Here is a 16,302-nt window from a genome sequence, read left to right as displayed (position 1 = left end):
CGGCGGCACGGCGTCCTAGACTCGACGGCGATGAGCAGCCTCTTCGACGACAGCTTCCTGGCCGACCTCGAGCCCTCCGGGGACGAGGAGCCGCCGCCCCCGCCGGAGGAGGCGTCCGCGCCGCCGGAGGACGGCGTCCCCGACGACCTCTTCGCGGGCGCCTTCGGCACCGGCGGGGCGCGCGACGCCTACTACGGCAACGGCGCGGCCCGTCCCGTCGTCGATCCGGCCGCCCTGCTGGAGGGGCTCAACGACCAGCAGCGCGCGGCCGTGGTGCACACCGGCTCGCCCCTGCTGATCGTCGCGGGCGCCGGATCCGGCAAGACGCGGGTACTCACCCACCGCATCGCGCACCTGCTGGGCGCGCGCGGCGTCCACCCCGGGGAGATCCTCGCGATCACCTTCACCAACAAGGCCGCGGGCGAGATGAAGGAGCGCGTGGCGGAGCTGGTCGGCCCGCGCGCGCAGTCGATGTGGGTCTCCACCTTCCACAGCGCGTGTGTGCGCATCCTGCGGCGCGAGAGCAAGAAGCTCGGCTTCACCTCCAGTTTCTCGATCTACGACGCCGCCGACTCCCGCCGTCTGATGGCGCTGGTCTGCCGGGACCTGGAGCTGGACCCCAAGCGCTTCCCGCCCAAGTCGTTCAGCGCCCAGGTGTCGAACCTGAAGAACGAGCTGGTCGACGACGAGGACTTCGCGGCCCGGGCGGCCGGAGGCTCCGGGGGAGGCTTCGAGAAGACGCTGGCCGAGGCGTACACGATGTACCAGGCGCGGCTGCGCGAGGCCAACGCCCTGGACTTCGACGACATCATCATGACGACCGTCCACCTGCTCCAGGCGTTCCCCGAGGTCGCCGAGCACTACCGCCGCCGCTTCCGCCATGTGCTGGTCGACGAGTACCAGGACACCAACCACGCCCAGTACACCCTGATCAGGGAACTGGTGGGGGTGGACGGGAAGACCGGCGGCGCGGGGGAGGCGACCGGCGCGGAAGGGGGCGCGGCCGGCGGCGGGCGCGCCGAGCTGTGCGTGGTCGGCGACGCCGACCAGTCGATCTACGCGTTCCGCGGCGCCACCATCCGCAACATCCTCCAGTTCGAGGAGGACTACCCGGACGCGACCACCATCCTGCTGGAGCAGAACTACCGCTCCACCCAGACCATCCTCTCGGCCGCCAACGCCGTCATCGAGCGGAACGAGAACCGCCGCCCGAAGAACCTGTGGACCGACGCCGGGGCGGGTTCGCGCATCACGGGCTATGTGGCCGACACCGAGCACGACGAGGCGCAGTTCGTCGCCGAGGAGATCGACCGGCTGACGGACGCGGGCGAGGCGAAGGCGGGCGACGTCGCCGTCTTCTACCGCACCAACGCCCAGTCCCGTGTCTTCGAGGAGGTCTTCATCCGGGTCGGCCTGCCGTACAAGGTCGTCGGCGGGGTGCGCTTCTACGAGCGCAAGGAGGTCCGCGACGTCCTGGCGTACCTGCGGGTACTGGCCAACCCCGAGGACGCGGTGCCGCTGCGCCGCATCCTCAACGTCCCCAAGCGCGGCATCGGCGACCGGGCCGAGGCGATGATCGAGGCGCTGGCGCTGCGCGAGCGGATCACCTTCCCCCAGGCGCTGCGCCGGGTCGACGAGGCGTACGGCATGGCGGCCCGCTCGGCCAACGCCGTCAAACGCTTCAACGCGCTGATGGAGGACCTGCGCACGGTCGTGGAGTCCGGCGCCGGGCCGGCGACCGTGGTGGAGGCGGTGCTGGAGCGCACCGGATATCTGGCGGAGCTTCAGGCCTCCACCGATCCGCAGGACGAGACCCGGGTGGAGAACCTCCAGGAACTGGCCGCCGTGGCCCTGGAGTTCGAGCAGGAGCGCGGCGAGAACCCGGGCACGCTCGCGGAGTTCCTGGAGCAGGTGGCCCTCGTCGCCGACTCCGACCAGATCCCGGACGAGGACACCGAGGGCTCGGGCGTGGTGACGCTGATGACGCTGCACACCGCCAAGGGCCTGGAGTTCCCGGTCGTCTTCCTGACCGGGATGGAGGACGGCGTCTTCCCGCACATGCGGACCCTGGGCAAGACCAAGGAGCTGGAGGAGGAGCGGCGGCTGGCGTACGTCGGCATCACGCGGGCGCGCGAGCGGCTCTACCTCACGCGCTCGGCGATGCGCAGCGCATGGGGGCAGCCCGCGTACAACCCGCCCTCCCGCTTCCTGGAGGAGATCCCGGAGCAGTACCTGGTGTGGAAGCGCACGGGGCCGATGGCCGCGCCGGGCGCAGGGGCGAGGGGCGGCGCCGGGGGGCTGTCGTCGACGGCGTCCTCCCTGTCGTCGTCGCTGTCCGCCTCGTTCCCGCCGGGCCCGGCGGGAACGAGGCGGCGCGGTCCGAGCGGCTTCGCCACGGGCCGGGCCAAGGACCGGCCGGCCGTCGCACTGGAGGTGGGGGACCGGGTGACGCACGACAGCTTCGGGCTGGGCAGGGTCGTGGCCGTGAAGGGCAGCGGGGACAACGCGGAGGCGACGATCGACTTCGGCGGCGACAAGCCGAAGCGGCTGCTGCTGCGGTACGCCCCGGTGGAGAAGCTCTGAGGGAGCCCTCAGGGAACTCCGGGAGATCTCCGGGCCCCGGTCGGCGGCGCTGACGGCGCGTCGGCCGGGGCGGACGGAATCGGTCGGGATCGGCCGGAACCGGGCGGGATCGGTCGGGACCGGGCTGGATCAGGTGGGATCGAGGCCCTTGGCGCGGAACCAGGGCAGCGGGTCGATGGCCGCGCCGCCGGCCGGCCGCACCTCGAAGTGCAGATGAGGGCCGGTGGAGTTCCCGGAGTTGCCGGAGTAGGCGATGGTGTCACCGGCCTTGACGTAGCCGGAGCGGATCCGGGTGCTGCTCAGATGGCAGTACCAGGTCTCGGTCCCGTCGGGCGCGGTCACTATCGCCATGTTCCCGTAGGCGCTGTTCCACTGGGTCCTGACCGTGCCGTCGGTGGCGGCCATGACCGGGGTGCCGTAGGCGACGGGGAAGTCCAGGCCCGTGTGCAGCGACATCCAGTTGATGCCGGCCTGCCCGTAGTACGCGCTGAGCCCCTGCTGGGCCACCGGGAGCGCGAACTTGGGGCGCATCGCCTCCTTGCGCGCCGCCTCGGCCTCCTTGCGCTTGCGCTCGGCCTCCTGGCGTTCCTTGAGGTCGATGCGCTCCTGGGTGCGGCTGGCGCGGTCGGCGAAACCCTCGGCCTCGTCGGAGAGCCCGGCGAGCTGGGTGTCGAGCTTGCTGTTGGCCGCCTTGGACTTGACCGCGGAGGCGGCGTCGGGGGCGGCCTGCGCGGTGGTGTCCTCGGCCTCGTCGCCGACACCGCTGACGGAGGCGGCGGCCACGGCGGTCACGCCCATGACGCAGACGGACGGCACGGCGACGGTGAGCAGCGCCGAGCGCTTCGGCCGCGCGGAGCGGCGGCGGCGCGAACCCGCCGGACGTGCCGGCGGCCCGGACCTCCGCGGATCCTCCCCGTGCTCCTCCGGCCCGGCCGGGCCGGGGAGGTCGAGGGGATCGGAGGCGCCGGGCCGCTCGGTGGAGTCGGCGGACTCGGCCGGTCCGTGGCCGGGTTCGGGTTCGGGCGCGGGGAAGGCACCGGTCCCGTCCGTGTCGGCGGAGGAGTGGGCGTCGTACCCGGCGTATCCGGTGTACTCGCCGTACTCGGTGTACTCGCCGTACTCGCTGTGCCGGCCGTAGTCGGTGTACTCGCTGTGCCGGGTGTGCTCGCCGTGCTCGCCGTGAGCCTGTCCGTCGCCGGCCTCGGGCTCCACCGCGGGGTAGGACCCGGAGTCGTCCCAGGAGCCGGCCGGGTAGTTGTCGTACACGGCGTGCTGCCCGGTGTCCCCGGTCCAGGAGGCTTCGGAGGAGGCCGCCGGGCCGGTGTGGACGCCGGTGCCGTAGCCGGTCTCCGCCCAGCCGTGGCCGCCGCCGTCCGGGGACTCGGCGGGCTGCGCCGGGGCTTGCGTCCAGGAGCCGGCCGGGTGGTTGTCGTACACGGCGTGCTGCCCGGTGTCCCCGGTCCAGCCGTCGCCCGAGGGGAACCGCTGGTCGGCGGAGGCCTGGGAGGTGTCGCCCGGCATCGCGCCGAAGAGGGGGTCGCCGTCGCCGTACGCGGCGCCGAGGGCGTCGGAGGTGCCGGTGACGTAGCCGTACGGGGTGTCCTGCGAGCCCTGGTAGCCGTATGCGGACCGGTCGTACGGGGAGCCGTAGGGGCCGTACGAGGAGTCGGCGGGGGAATCGGCGGGGGTCGAGACTCCCGACAGGTGACGGTCGTTCACCACCAACTTCTCTTTCGCCTCGACGACAGGGGCGGAGCAGTGCGGCGACTGTACCCGGCGGTATGCGACGGCGACAATCTTCGGCAGGTTTCGGGCGGCCGGGAAACGGGCATTCGGTCGCCTTTCGGTGGACTACGGATCAGTACTTGGCCGCACGTTCGAAATAAGTTCGAATAAATTGAGTGCCGGAAGGAGTCGGAAGGCACCGAATCGGCGTCGCAGGCCCGGGAATTCCCGTGCGGGGACGCGGAGACGCGGGTATGCGGGAAATCCGGCAGAAGGGCGGGCGTCCCGGGAAGCGGCGGCGGGGAGGAGTGGCGGGGATCCGCCGGGGCCGGTCAGGCGGCCCCGGCGGATCCCCGTTCCGCACGCGCCGCCCGTTCCCCGCGGTGCGACGTCCCCGCGGCCAGTTCCCGCCGGATCCCGGCGGCGACCTCCCAGTGCGCGGGAAGCGTCAGATGCCCCAGGCCGCTCACGCGCACGCTGCGGGAATCCAGATCGGGGTGGTCGATCCGGGCGGTCTCCACGGGGACCATGAGCTGGTCCAGATCGCTCCAGAAGGCCACGAAACGGGTGCGGCAGCCCGGTGCGGGACCGGCCAGCTCCTCGATCACGTCGGACTCCGGCCGCAGCTGGCGCACGATCGGATGGGCCGACATCAGCGGTGCCACCCGGGTGCCGGAGTGCGGGGTGCCGAGGGTCACCAGAGTGCGGACACGGGCGTCGCCGCCCATCCGCTGGGCGTAGTGGCGGGCGATCAGGCCGCCCAGACTGTGTCCGACCACGTCGATGCGGCGGCGGCCGGTGCTCTCGCAGACCTCCTCGACGTACTCCGCCAGGCGCTCCGCGGCGCAGCGGACATCGCAGGTGAGAGGGGAGTAGTTGAAGGCGCGGATGTCGCGCCAGCCGTTGCGCACCAGTGAGCGGCGCAGCAGGGTGAACACCGAGCGGTTGTCGATGAAGCCGTGCAGCAGCAGAACGGGAGGGCACTTCTCCCCTTCACGGCTTCCCGTGTCGCCGGAGCACCCCTTCTCCCGCCTCCCCCCGGGCGGGGACCCCGGGCGCACCCGCTCGTCCTCCTCGCCCGCGCCCGCCGGCGGAGCCGGCACGCACCGTTCCTGTGCCATGCCCGCGGGGTAGAGCAGGGTGCGGCTCGCCAGGGAGGCGGCCTCCAGCGCGGCGGCCCGCAGCTCACGCGGGGCGAAGGGGATCAGGGACAGCGGCAGGGTGCCGAGGAACGAGCCGGACGGGATGGGCAGCGCCCTGGTGACCCTCATGCCGTCGACCTCCTCCCGGTGGCACGCGCCGGGTATATGTGGTCGTATGCCCTCTGAACGGGGGACTGATGCAGGGCGGAGGCGAATCGGGGGAGGGCGGGGCGGCGGACCGCCCGGGGAATCACCGCGGGTCCCCGCGGGGAGACCGGCCGTGACGGCCGGCGTCCCGTGTGATTTCCCCCTCCCTCCTTACCGCGGAACTGCCGGGTGGGGGATGCTGGCGATAACGTTCGTTCACCGGGTAACCGCCCACCGGCAGATGGTCGGACGGGCCGGCCGGGCCGCAGTCGTTATGGGAGGCAGTGATGGGTGTGTCGGGTCCGATCCGCGTGGTGGTCGCCAAGCCGGGTCTCGACGGCCACGACCGCGGAGCCAAGGTGATCGCACGGGCGCTGCGCGATGCCGGTATGGAGGTCATCTACACCGGCCTGCACCAGACGCCCGAGCAGATCGTGGACACCGCGATCCAGGAGGACGCCGACGCGATCGGCCTGTCCATCCTCTCCGGTGCCCACAACACGCTCTTCGCCAAGGTCCTGGAGTTGCTGCGGGAGCGCGACGCGGCGGACATCAAGGTCTTCGGCGGGGGCATCATCCCCGAGGACGACATCCCCCCGCTCAAGGAGCAGGGGGTGGCCGCGATCTTCACCCCCGGTGCGCCCACCGGCGAGGTGGTGGAGTGGGTGCGCTCCCACGTACGTTCCGTGGCGGCCTGACCCCGGTCCGGTCCCGGCCTACCGGTCCCGGCTCCCCGGCCGGGGCGCGGGGTCGCCGTCCCCCGGCGGCTCGAGCTCCGCGAGCATCGTGGCGCGGAGGCGGAGCGTGGCCACCAGCCGCTGGAACGCCTCCGCCCAGTAGCCGCCCGCGCCCGGTGAGCCGTCCTCGGGCTCGTCCGGGACCGCGGCCAGTGGGGCGAGGCGGTCGGCCTCGCCCGGGTCCAGGCAGCGTTCGGCCAGACCCAGCACCCCGCTGAAGCTCCACGGATAACTGCCCGCGTCCCGGGCGATCTCCAGCGCGTCCACCACGGCCCGCCCCAGCGGCTCGGCCCAGGGGACCGCGCAGACGCCCAGCACCCGGAACGCCTCGGACAGGCCGTGGGCGGCTATGAACTCCGCCGCCCACCGCGCCCGCTCCCGGGGCGGCAGCAGCGCCAGCAGTTTCGCCGGGTCGCCCGGGGCCGCCGCCATCGGGGCGGACGGTCCCCGCAGCAGCGCCCGCGCCCACACGGTGTTCCGCTGGCGCACGGCGGCCCGCGCCCAGGCGGCGTGCAGGTCCGCCTCCCAGCCGTCGGCCACCGGCAGCGCCGTGATCCGGGCGGGCGTACGGCCGCCCAGATGCTCCGGCCAGGTGTCCAGCGGCGCGGCCTCCACCACCTGCACCAGCCACCACGACCGCTCGCCGCGGCCCGGCGGCGCCCCGGACACCACACCGTCGCGCCGCATGCCCGGGTCGCACTCGTACGGCGCCTCGACCACCAGACGGCCCGGACATCCGGTGCGGTCCAGCGCGACGCAGGAGCGGGCCCGGGCCGCCATCCGCGCCGCGAGCGCGGAGGAGGGCAGCGCGGACAGCAGCTCGGCGGCGGTGGCCCGGACGTTGCGGCTGCGGTCCGCCAGCGCACGTTCCAGGAACTCCTCGTCCGCCGCCGACAGGCCCTCGCGCAGCGAGTCCAGGAACATCAGCCGGTCCTCGGCCCGCTCCGCGGCCCAGGTGCCGGCCAGCAGCTCGCGGGCCGCCGCCGGATCACGGCGCCGCAGGGACAGCAGCAGTGCCGACCGCTCGGCGAACAGGCCCTCCTCCCACAACCGCCGTACGGCGCCGCCGTCCTCGGGCGGGCCGAGGCCGCGCCCGGAGCGGCCGCGCAGGGCGAACCGCCAGTCCGGGTTGAGCCGCGCCAGCCACAGGGCCCGCGGTCCGCCCAGGGCGAGCGCGCCCGCGCGCAGGTCCGTGCGCGCGCGGGCCGCGTCCAGCAGGGCGGGCAGCTGCTCGGCCGGGGCGCGGTAGCCGTGGGCGCCCGCGGCGGCCAGCCACTGCGGCAGCAGCTCGGCGAGGTCGGGCGCGGTGCCCCGGCGTCCGCCGCCCGCGCCGGGGCGGTCGGCGAGCAGCAGGGACAGCCGCCGGGCGGCGGCCGGCGGCAGCGGCGGGCGCGGGTCCGGCGGCGCCGGCTCCGGCCGGGGCGCGGCGGGGGCGGGCCGCAGCCCGGCCCGCCGCCGCACCGTCTCCACCGCGGCGGCGTCCAGCAGCGCCTCGACCGAGCCGCCGGGCGGTGTGCGCCGCTCCGCGCCCAGCAGTGCGGCGCCGACCAGTTCGCCCCAGCTCACCACGTACCGCCCGGCACGTCCGGCGAGGTGAGCGGCACGGCCACGGCCGGCTCCGACCCAGTTCCCGGCCCCGGCCAGACGGTGTACGGGGTGAAGCCCCGGTGGCCGCACTCGCCGAACACCGTGACCGGCTCGCCGCCCGAGACGGCGGCGAGCCGCCACATCCGGGAACGCACCCCCGCCGTCCCCGCCACCGGCAGCGCGGAGCCGCCCTCGTCGGCCAGCTGCCAGCCGTCCCCGACCGGCACGGGCACCACGCCGGCCAGAACCACCGGCAGGCTCTCCAGCCACGGGTCGCCGCACAGCGCGGCGCCGTAGGAGGCCGGCGCCTCGTGCACACCGGCCCCCGGCGGCCGCCCGCCCGGCCCGGGCTCCGCGTGCCGCTCGCCGAGGGCGGCGCGCAGTGCCGGGGCGCCGGGGTAGTAGGCGAGGTCGGCGTCCACCGAGACCCCCACCGGGAGGGGCGGCTCCGACGGCCGGCCGGCGGCGAACGACAGCACCAGCGCCGTGCGCCCGGTCCGCCGCCCGTGCAGCCAGACCCGGCGTGCCACGACCCTTCCCTCCTCGGTGTCGTGCCGGCCCAGCACCAGCCAGTGGTCGCGCACCACCGCGTCGCGGTCGGCCAGCACCTCGGCCGCCCGAGTGGTGATCCCCACCCGGGACCGCACGGTCGCGGCCAGCGGCTCCGGCAGCCCGCCGATGTTCAGGAACCCCTGGTCCAGCAGGTGCAGCAGGGCGCACTCCTCCAGCAGCCGGGACGGCCAGCCGGGGCCGGAGCCGGGGACGGTCCCCAGCTCCCGGACCCGGGCGGCCAGCCCGGGCGCCTGGGCGTCCACCATGCGGGCGGCCGTCTCCTCCCAGACGCCGCGGCCCGCCTCCCCCGCCGGCCTCTCCATGTCCGCCAGACCGCCGCGCAGCAGGTCCGCCAGCCGGTGCTCCAGCTCGGTGGCGCCCGCCGAGATCCGTTCGGCCCGCCGTTCGGCCCGCCGCCGCGCCGCCTCGGGGCCGGCGGGGGCCGCCGCCCGCTCCCCGGCGCGGGCGGCGGCCTCCCCTCTTCTCGTGGGAGCGGCGTCAGACGCCGGCGCCTGCGCCCGCTTCGCGGGCCGCCGCGATCCCCCTGTGCTCATGTGCCCCTCGCTCTCCCCGTACGGACGCGTGATTGTCGTCGCCACCGATGCCGCAGCTCTCACCGACCGGAAACACAAGCTCGCTCTCTGTGCGGTGAACCATGTGGACGACCGTACGAGCGGCCACTGACAATCCGTCTCCGACCGTCCGCGACAGCTCTCGATCACCTTCGACCGTCTTCGACTGCCCCGACCGTTTCCGGCGTCTCCGTTGCCGGTGTCTCCGCGCAGTGGCCGGGCAGGCCGGACGGGCCGGACGGGGAGGGCGACCGCGTGATCGCCGCGGGGGATTGTCAGTGGGCCCGTGCATCGTGGGACCGACACGCGAAAGCCGCATGCGAGGGGGAAACGTGACCGCCACCAGCGCACCGGCCGCTCTGCGGCCCCACGCCGAGGAGGCCTTCGCCGAGGAGCTGGGCGCCCTGGCCGCTGCGGACGACCGGCCGCGCCCGCAGCGGTGGAGACTGTCGCCGTGGGCCGTCGCCACCTACCTGCTCGGCGGCACCCTGCCGGACGGCACGGTCATCAGCCCCAAGTACGTCGGCCCGCGCCGGATCGTCGAGGTGGCCGTCGCCACGCTGGCCACCGACCGGGCCCTGCTGCTGCTCGGGGTGCCCGGCACCGCCAAGACCTGGGTGTCGGAGCATCTGGCGGCGGCCGTCAGCGGCGACTCCACGCTGCTGGTCCAGGGCACGGCGGGCACCGCCGAGGAGGCGGTCCGCTACGGCTGGAACTACGCGCGGCTGCTGGCCGAGGGGCCCAGCCGCGGGGCCCTGGTGCCCAGCCCCGTCATGCGGGCCATGTCCGGCGGCGCGGTCGCGCGGGTCGAGGAGCTGACCCGTATGCCGGCCGATGTGCAGGACACCCTGATCACGATCCTGTCGGAGAAGACGCTGCCGATACCGGAGCTGGGCGAGGAGGTCCAGGCCGTCCGCGGCTTCAACCTGATCGCCACGGCCAACGACCGCGACAGGGGCGTCAACGAACTGTCCAGCGCACTGCGCCGCCGCTTCAACACCGTCGTCCTGCCGCTGCCCGGGACACCCGAGGAGGAGGTGGACATCGTGGCCCGGCGCGTGGAGCAGATCGGCCGCTCCCTGGACCTGCCGGCCGTCCCCGACGGCGCCGACGAGATCCGGCGGGTGGTCACCGTCTTCCGCGAGCTGCGCGACGGCGTCACCCTCGACGGCCGCACCAGGGTCAAGTCGCCCTCGGGCACCCTGTCGACGGCCGAGGCCATCTCGGTGGTCACCGGAGGACTGGCCCTGGCCGCCCACTTCGGCGACGGGGTGCTGCGCGCGGACGACGTGGCCGCCGGCGTCCTCGGCGCGGTCGTCCGCGACCCGGCCGCCGACCGGGTGGTGTGGCGGGAGTACCTGGAGGCGGTCGTCCGGGAGAGGGAGGGCTGGAAGGACTTCTACCGGGCCTGCCGGGAGGCGGGCGCATGAGCGTGCCCGGGACGGGGGCGGCGGTCGCCGCGGCGGGCGGCGTCGCGGGTGCCCCGGGGGCGGCGGGCGACGCACCGCCGCCGGGGCCGCTGCTGCTGGGCGTACGCCACCACGGTCCCGGCTCGGCGCGGGCCGTCCTGGCGGCGCTGGACGCCCACCGGCCGGCGGTGCTGCTGCTGGAGGGGCCGCCGGAGGCCGACGCGGTGGTGGCGCTCGCGGCGCACGAGGAGATGCGCCCGCCGGTCGCACTGCTGGCCCATGCGGTGGACGACCCGGGCCGCGCCGCGTTCTGGCCGCTGGCCGGATTCTCCCCGGAGTGGGTCGCCGTCCGCTGGGCGCTGGAGCACGGGGTGCCGGTGCGGTTCTTCGACCTGCCCGCGGCCCACACCCTGGCCCTGGGAGACGGGAGCGGGGAGGAGAAGGAGGAGGGGCCGGCCGGGGAGCTGCGCCTCGACCCGCTGCGGGTGCTCGCCGAGACGGCCGGCCACGACGATCCCGAACGCTGGTGGGAGGACGTCGTCGAGCACCGCGGCGTGCCGCCGGCCGGCCCCGCCGGAGCCCGCCCCGCCGACCCGTACGCGGCCTTCACCGCCCTCGCCGACGCCATGACCGCCCTGCGCGAGGCGCACGAGGGCGCCCCCGGCACTCCCGCGGGCACCTCCTCCGAAGGAGGCGCGGGCCGGCGGCGCGACGCGGTGCGCGAGGCCCATATGCGGCTGCGGCTGCGGGAGGCGTGCGGTCGGTTCGGCGACGACCGGGTCGCCGTGGTCTGCGGCGCCTGGCACGTACCGGCCCTCGCCGTGCGGGCGACAGCCGCCGCCGACCGGAGGCTGTTGAAGGGCCTGCCGAAGGTGAGGACGGAGGTCACCTGGGTGCCGTGGACCAACGAGCGGCTGGCACGGCGCAGCGGATACGGCGCCGGGATCACCTCACCCGGCTGGTACGGCCATCTGTTCGCCGCGCCCGACCGGCCCGTCGAGCGGTGGATGGCCGAGGCCGCCCGGCTGCTGCGCGAGGAGGGCCGTACCGGGGCTTCGCCGTCCTCGCCGCCCGCGGTGTCCTCGGTGTCCCCGGCGCACGTCATCGAGGCGGTACGGCTCGCCGACGCCCTGGCGGCCCTGCGCGGGCGCCCCCTGCCGGGGCTCGCCGAGACGCTCGACGCGGTGCGGGCCGTGCTGTGCGAGGGCTCGGAGGTGCCGCTCGCCCTCGTCCACGACCGGCTGGTCGTCGGGGACGCGCTCGGCACGGTGCCGCCGGACGCCCCCGCCGTCCCGCTCCAGCGCGACCTCACCCGCCTGCAGAGATCGCTGCGCCTCAGACCCGAGGCGCGCGAGCGTGAACTCGACCTCGATCTGCGGGAGGAGAACGCAGCGGCGCGCAGCAGGCTGCTGCACCGGCTGCGGCTGCTCGGCGTCGACTGGGGCGAGCCGGTGCACGGCCGCGCCGGCGGCACGGGCACCTTCCGCGAGACCTGGCGGCTGCGCTGGCGGCCGGAGCTGTCGGTGCGGATCGCCGAGGCCGGGGTGTGGGGCACCACCGTGGCCGCCGCGGCCGGCGCCAGGGCCGAGGCGCTGGCCCGCGACGCCGCCTCGCTGGCCGAGACCACCGAACTGGCCGAACGCTGCCTGCTCGCCGGGCTCGGCGAGGCCCTGCCCGCGGTGATGCGCGCCCTCGCCGACCGCGCGGCCCTGGACACCGACGTCGGCCACCTGGCCCGGGCTCTGCCCGCGCTGGTGCGCTCCGTGCGCTACGGCGACGTGCGCGGCACGGACGCCGCCGCGCTGCGCGAGGTCGCCGAGGGGATCGCCGAGCGGGTGTGCGTCGGGCTGCCGCCCGCCTGCGCCGGTCTCGGCGGCGCCGCCGCGGCCGAGATGCGCGGCCATGTGGACGCCGCCCACCGAGCGGTCGTCCTGCTGGCGGGGGAGGGGCTGCTCACGCGCTGGCGGTCGGTGCTGCGCACCCTCGCCGGGCGTGACCGCGCCCCCGCGGTCCCCGGGCTGCTCCGGGGCCGCTGCGTCCGGCTGCTGCTGGACGACGGCCGGCTCTCCGGGGAGGAGGCGGCCGGGCTGATGGGCCCGGCGCTCTCCCCGGGGGCCCCGCCGGTGGACGCGGCGGGGTGGATCGAGGGGTTCCTGTCGGACGGCGGGATGCTGCTCGTCCACGACGAGCGGCTGCTGGCCCTGGTGGACGGCTGGCTCACGGGGATATCCGGGGAGGCGTTCACCGCAGTACTGCCGCTGCTGCGGCGGACGTTCGCCGCGTACGAGCCGGGGGTGCGGCGCACCGTCGGCGAACTGGTCCGGCGCGGTACGCGGGCGCCGGGCGGTGCGGCGGCCGAATGGGAGACCGTCCCCGGCTTCGGGGAGGAGCCGGATCAGGAGCGCGCCGGTGCCGTACTGCCCACCCTGCGGCTGCTGCTGGGAGATCGGACGGAGGGCGCCGGGCGGTGCGGCGCGGAGGGAGAGGAGGTGACCGCACGGTGAACGAACCGACAGCGGCGTCCGGTACGGCGGGGAGCCCCACCGGGACCACGGACACGGGCACGGACGGGCGGGACGCCGGCGAGCGGCTGCGGCGCTGGCGGCTGGTCCTGGGCGGCGGCCGGGACGCCGACGGCACCGGAGAAGCCCTGACCGGCCGGGACGCGGCCATGGACCGCGCTCTCGCCGCCCTCTACGGGGACGAGGAGGGCGCCGGCGTCCGGCCGGGGCCGCGGTCCGCCGGGCTGGGCGCCTCGGCGCCGGGCGTGGCCCGCTGGCTGGGCGACGTCCGCGACTGCTTCCCGGCCTCCGTCGTCCAGGTGATGCAGCGGGACGCTATCGACCGGCTCGGCCTGTCGGCCCTGCTGACCGAACCGGAGCTGCTGGGGGCCGTCGAGGCGGACGTCCATCTCGCCGGCACACTGCTCTCCCTGGGCAGGGCGATGCCCGAGGCGAGCCGGGAGGCCGCACGCGCGGTCGTCCGCAAGGTCGTCGGGGAACTGGAGCGCCGGCTCGCGGCCCGCACCAGGGCGGCGCTGACGGGCGCCCTGGACCGGTCGGCGAAGACACGCCGCCCCCGCCACCGGGACATCGACTGGAACCGCACCGTCCGGGCCAACCTGGGGAACTACCTGCCCGAGTACCGCACGGTCGTGCCCGAACGGCTGGTCGGCCACGGCCGCGCCTCCCGGGCGGTGCGCAAGGACGTCGTCCTGTGCGTCGACCAGTCCGGCTCGATGGCCGCCTCGGTCGTTCACGCCTCCGTCTTCGGGGCCGTGCTCGCCTCGATGCGGTCGGTCTCCACCCGGCTGGTCGTCTTCGACACCTCCGTCGTGGACCTCACCGACCTGCTCGACGACCCCGTCGACGTCCTGTTCGGGACCAGGCTCGGCGGCGGCACCGACATCAACCGCGCGCTCGCCTACTGCCAGTCGCGCATCACCCGGCCCGCCGAGACGGTCCTCGTCCTCGTCAGCGACCTCCACGAAGGCGGCATCCGCGGCGAGATGCTCAAGCGCGTCGCCGCGATGAGGAGCGCGGGCGTGGAGGTCGTGACGCTCCTGGCCCTCTCGGACGAGGGCGCCCCCGCCTACGACCGGGAGCACGCCGCGGCGCTGGCCGCGCTCGGCGTGCCCGCCTTCGCCTGTACCCCCGACCACTTCCCGGAGGTGATGGCGGCGGCGATCGAGAGGCGCCCCCTGCCGATACCGGAGAAGTGACCGAGCGGGGGATTCCGTGGTTCTCCCGTGACGGAACGGAGGGGAATTCGCGGACAGGTGCGCGGCGAAAGGGTCTTCCGTCCCGGGGAAAGCGATTCCCCGTCCTTCCGGGCCCTTCCGTTCCGCAGCGGGAATCAGGGGGGAGCGGCTTCCGGCGCGGCCGGGGGCGGAGTCCCGCACCGCGCCCGTAGAACTTTCACACGGTGGGCGGACGGTGATTCCTTCATGTCGCCGTCGCTTGAGATGTCCGGATTGCCTCATCCGGTGCAGGGGTCGGAATGTCCCGGTGCATCCTGCGGAAACTGTGATCCGTGCAGCGAATTCTCTCCGTCTCGTGGAGAGCTTGAAACCGTCCGGTGGCCGAAAAGGTACGCCGATCGCCAGGTCGGCGATGCTGCGCGGAAAGATGTTCCGGAGGAATTGGCCAGGTCAGCCGATCGCGTGTTTTCATCGTCCGCACCACGGCGGCCATATGAACGGTGGCCGGTTTTCGGCTGCCGGACCGTCGTGGGGGTGGCCGGGTCGCGTTTTCCGCCGGCCCGCCCCACGCCACCCGGAAACTCCTCCACGAACGAAGGGAAAACGCGTCATGCGCGAGCACCTCGAGACCCGCGAGATCGACGACGCCGAGCTGGACGCCGTCTCCGGCGGCGTCGTCAGCATCTCCGGCGGCGTGGCCGGCGCCGTCATCAGCGACGTCTCCGGCGTCGTGGGCGCCGTGTCCTCCCTCAACACCGTCCAGGCCGCGACCGGCATCGCCGGCTCGCTCCCGGGCAGCGTCTCCGGCGTCTCCGGCGTCCAGGCCGACGCCAACATCGCCGGTCTGTGACAGCCGGTCCCTGACAGCGGCGTCCGCGCGGACCGTCGGCCCGTGCGCCGTACGGCCCCGCAGGTGTGCGTGCGCGCCGTGAGGCCACACCGAACCCCGGAGCTCCCCCTGGTTCCGGGGTTCACGGCTGTCCGCCCGGGCCCCGCCAGAGGCACCCCGCACAGCCCCGCACCACCCCGCACCACCCCGCGCCGTCGCCCCCGTGCCGCCGTCCGCCCGCCTCCGTGCCCGCGTCCGCGCCGTGTGCCGGGGCCGCCGCGGTGCCCGCCCCCGAGGAAAGCGGTCCAAGGAGTAGCCCGTGCAGTTCCGGAAGAAGGCGCTCTCCAAGCTGCAGTCGCCGGAGGAACTCGACCTGCCCGTGCGCTTCGCGCGCCCACAGGGCCGGCTCGCCCTGGCCGTCACGGTCGCCGTCATGGCCGTCGCCGGCCTGTGGGCCGTCAACGGCTCGGTGTCCGCCAAGCTGGACGCTCCCGGCCTCCTCGCCCGCCCCGGGGGCAGTTACACGCTGCAGAGCCCGGTCTCCGGCCAGGTCACCGAGGTCCTCGCCGAGGAGGGCGAACTGCTGCGCCCGGACGCGCCCCTGCTCAGGGTCCGCACGGCACAGGGCGACCGGGCCGTACGCGCGGTGGCCGGCGGCCGGCTGACGGCCCTGGTCGCCGGAGTGGGCTCGGTCGTCGGGACCGGCGCGGACGTGGCGACCGTGGAACGCGTGGACGACCCGGACGACCCGCTGGTGGCCGTGCTGTACGTCCCCGGCGACAGCGGTGCGGCGATCACCGAGGGCGCCCGGGTGGAGCTGGAGGTCCAGTCCGCTCCCCAGGAGGAGTTCGGTGTACTGCGCGGCCGGGTCGGGCAGGTCGGGCGGGTGCCCCAGACGGAGCGGCGGATCGCCGCCTTCCTGGGCGACACCGAACTCGCCGCCCGGTTCGCCCGGCAGGGCAGCCCTGTGGCGGTGCTGGTGGAGCTGGAGCGATCCTCCACCACCGGGTCCGGCTACCTCTGGTCCTCGGGCGACGGTCCTGCGCACGCCCTCGAATCCAGGACACCGGTCACCGGCGCCATCCGCCTCCCGGCGCAGCGCCCCGTCGATTGGTTCCTTCCTTGACCGCCCCGTACGACCCCGCCCCGTACGACCCCGCCCCGTACGACCCCGCCCCGTACGACCCCGCCCCGGCCGCACCGGCGGCACGGCAGCCCGGCCGGCTCCCGCCCCCCGGCCACCGCCGCGGAAACGGCGGCCACCGCGGCAACGGCCGTGGCGGCGGCGGGAACGCCCGCGGCGGGGGCGGCTCCCGCCG

At 75.2% G+C, this 16,302-nt stretch carries 11 protein-coding genes; 7 read left to right on the top strand and 4 right to left on the bottom strand.

What is annotated here, in order from left to right; genetic code table 11:
- Positions 1–30: 30 nt before the first annotated feature.
- Entirely contained in the window at positions 31–2,583 is a 2,553-nt protein-coding gene (gene pcrA / locus CUT83_RS07865; protein ID WP_101255166.1) for a DNA helicase PcrA, read from the top strand.
- 129 nt (positions 2,584–2,712) lie between these two features.
- On the opposite strand, the gene CUT83_RS07860 is transcribed toward pcrA, so the two are convergent.
- Entirely contained in the window at positions 2,713–4,302 is a 1,590-nt protein-coding gene (locus tag CUT83_RS07860; RefSeq protein ID WP_173915040.1) for a peptidoglycan DD-metalloendopeptidase family protein, read from the bottom strand.
- Positions 4,303–4,640: 338 nt separating this feature from the next.
- Positions 4,641–5,579 (bottom strand): alpha/beta hydrolase, encoded by a 939-nt coding sequence (locus CUT83_RS07855; RefSeq protein WP_101255165.1) that lies wholly within the window; start codon positions 5,577–5,579, stop codon positions 4,641–4,643.
- A gap of 305 nt (positions 5,580–5,884) precedes the next feature.
- On the opposite strand from CUT83_RS07855, the gene icmB reads away from it, so the two are divergent.
- Positions 5,885–6,295 (top strand): coenzyme B12-dependent isobutyryl CoA mutase small subunit, encoded by a 411-nt coding sequence (gene icmB / locus CUT83_RS07850; protein ID WP_093851153.1) that lies wholly within the window; start codon positions 5,885–5,887, stop codon positions 6,293–6,295.
- Positions 6,296–6,313: 18 nt separating this feature from the next.
- Here icmB and CUT83_RS07845 read toward each other — a convergent pair whose 3' ends face one another.
- Entirely contained in the window at positions 6,314–7,900 is a 1,587-nt protein-coding gene (locus tag CUT83_RS07845) for a DUF5691 domain-containing protein (protein ID WP_241524776.1), read from the bottom strand.
- A complete protein-coding gene (locus CUT83_RS07840; protein WP_194074701.1) occupies positions 7,897–9,027 on the bottom strand; it encodes an SWIM zinc finger family protein in 1,131 nt (376 codons plus the stop codon). The genes CUT83_RS07845 and CUT83_RS07840 overlap by 4 nt, the downstream gene beginning before the upstream one ends.
- A gap of 335 nt (positions 9,028–9,362) precedes the next feature.
- Here CUT83_RS07840 and CUT83_RS07835 point away from each other — a divergent pair, with 335 nt between their 5' ends.
- The 5 genes from CUT83_RS07835 (at position 9,363) to CUT83_RS07815 (ending at position 16,109) form a co-directional block, all read left to right on the top strand.
- Positions 9,363–10,475, top strand: a complete 1,113-nt coding sequence (locus CUT83_RS07835; protein ID WP_420882429.1) for an ATP-binding protein — start codon at positions 9,363–9,365, stop codon at positions 10,473–10,475.
- Positions 10,472–12,958 carry a DUF5682 family protein gene (locus CUT83_RS07830; RefSeq protein WP_240957988.1) on the top strand — a complete coding sequence of 829 codons (2,487 nt, stop codon included), beginning with the start codon at positions 10,472–10,474 and terminating at the stop codon, positions 12,956–12,958. Before CUT83_RS07835 ends, CUT83_RS07830 begins: the two co-directional genes overlap by 4 nt.
- Positions 12,959–13,044: 86 nt before the next feature.
- On the top strand, positions 13,045–14,175 hold the full coding sequence (locus tag CUT83_RS07825; protein ID WP_240957995.1) for a VWA domain-containing protein: 1,131 nt from the start codon (positions 13,045–13,047) through the stop codon (positions 14,173–14,175).
- A 589-nt stretch (positions 14,176–14,764) separates the two neighbouring features.
- Entirely contained in the window at positions 14,765–15,004 is a 240-nt protein-coding gene (locus tag CUT83_RS07820) for a hypothetical protein (protein ID WP_101255162.1), read from the top strand.
- A gap of 298 nt (positions 15,005–15,302) precedes the next feature.
- Positions 15,303–16,109 (top strand): HlyD family efflux transporter periplasmic adaptor subunit, encoded by an 807-nt coding sequence (locus CUT83_RS07815; protein WP_101255161.1) that lies wholly within the window; start codon positions 15,303–15,305, stop codon positions 16,107–16,109.
- Positions 16,110–16,302 lie beyond the last annotated feature (193 nt).

This window comes from Streptomyces barkulensis, from assembly GCF_002843305.1.
In the GTDB taxonomy this organism is placed as follows: Bacteria; Actinomycetota; Actinomycetes; order Streptomycetales; family Streptomycetaceae; genus Streptomyces; species Streptomyces barkulensis.
Note: the sequence above shows the minus strand (reverse complement) of the source record. Positions and strands in the feature narration are given on the sequence as shown.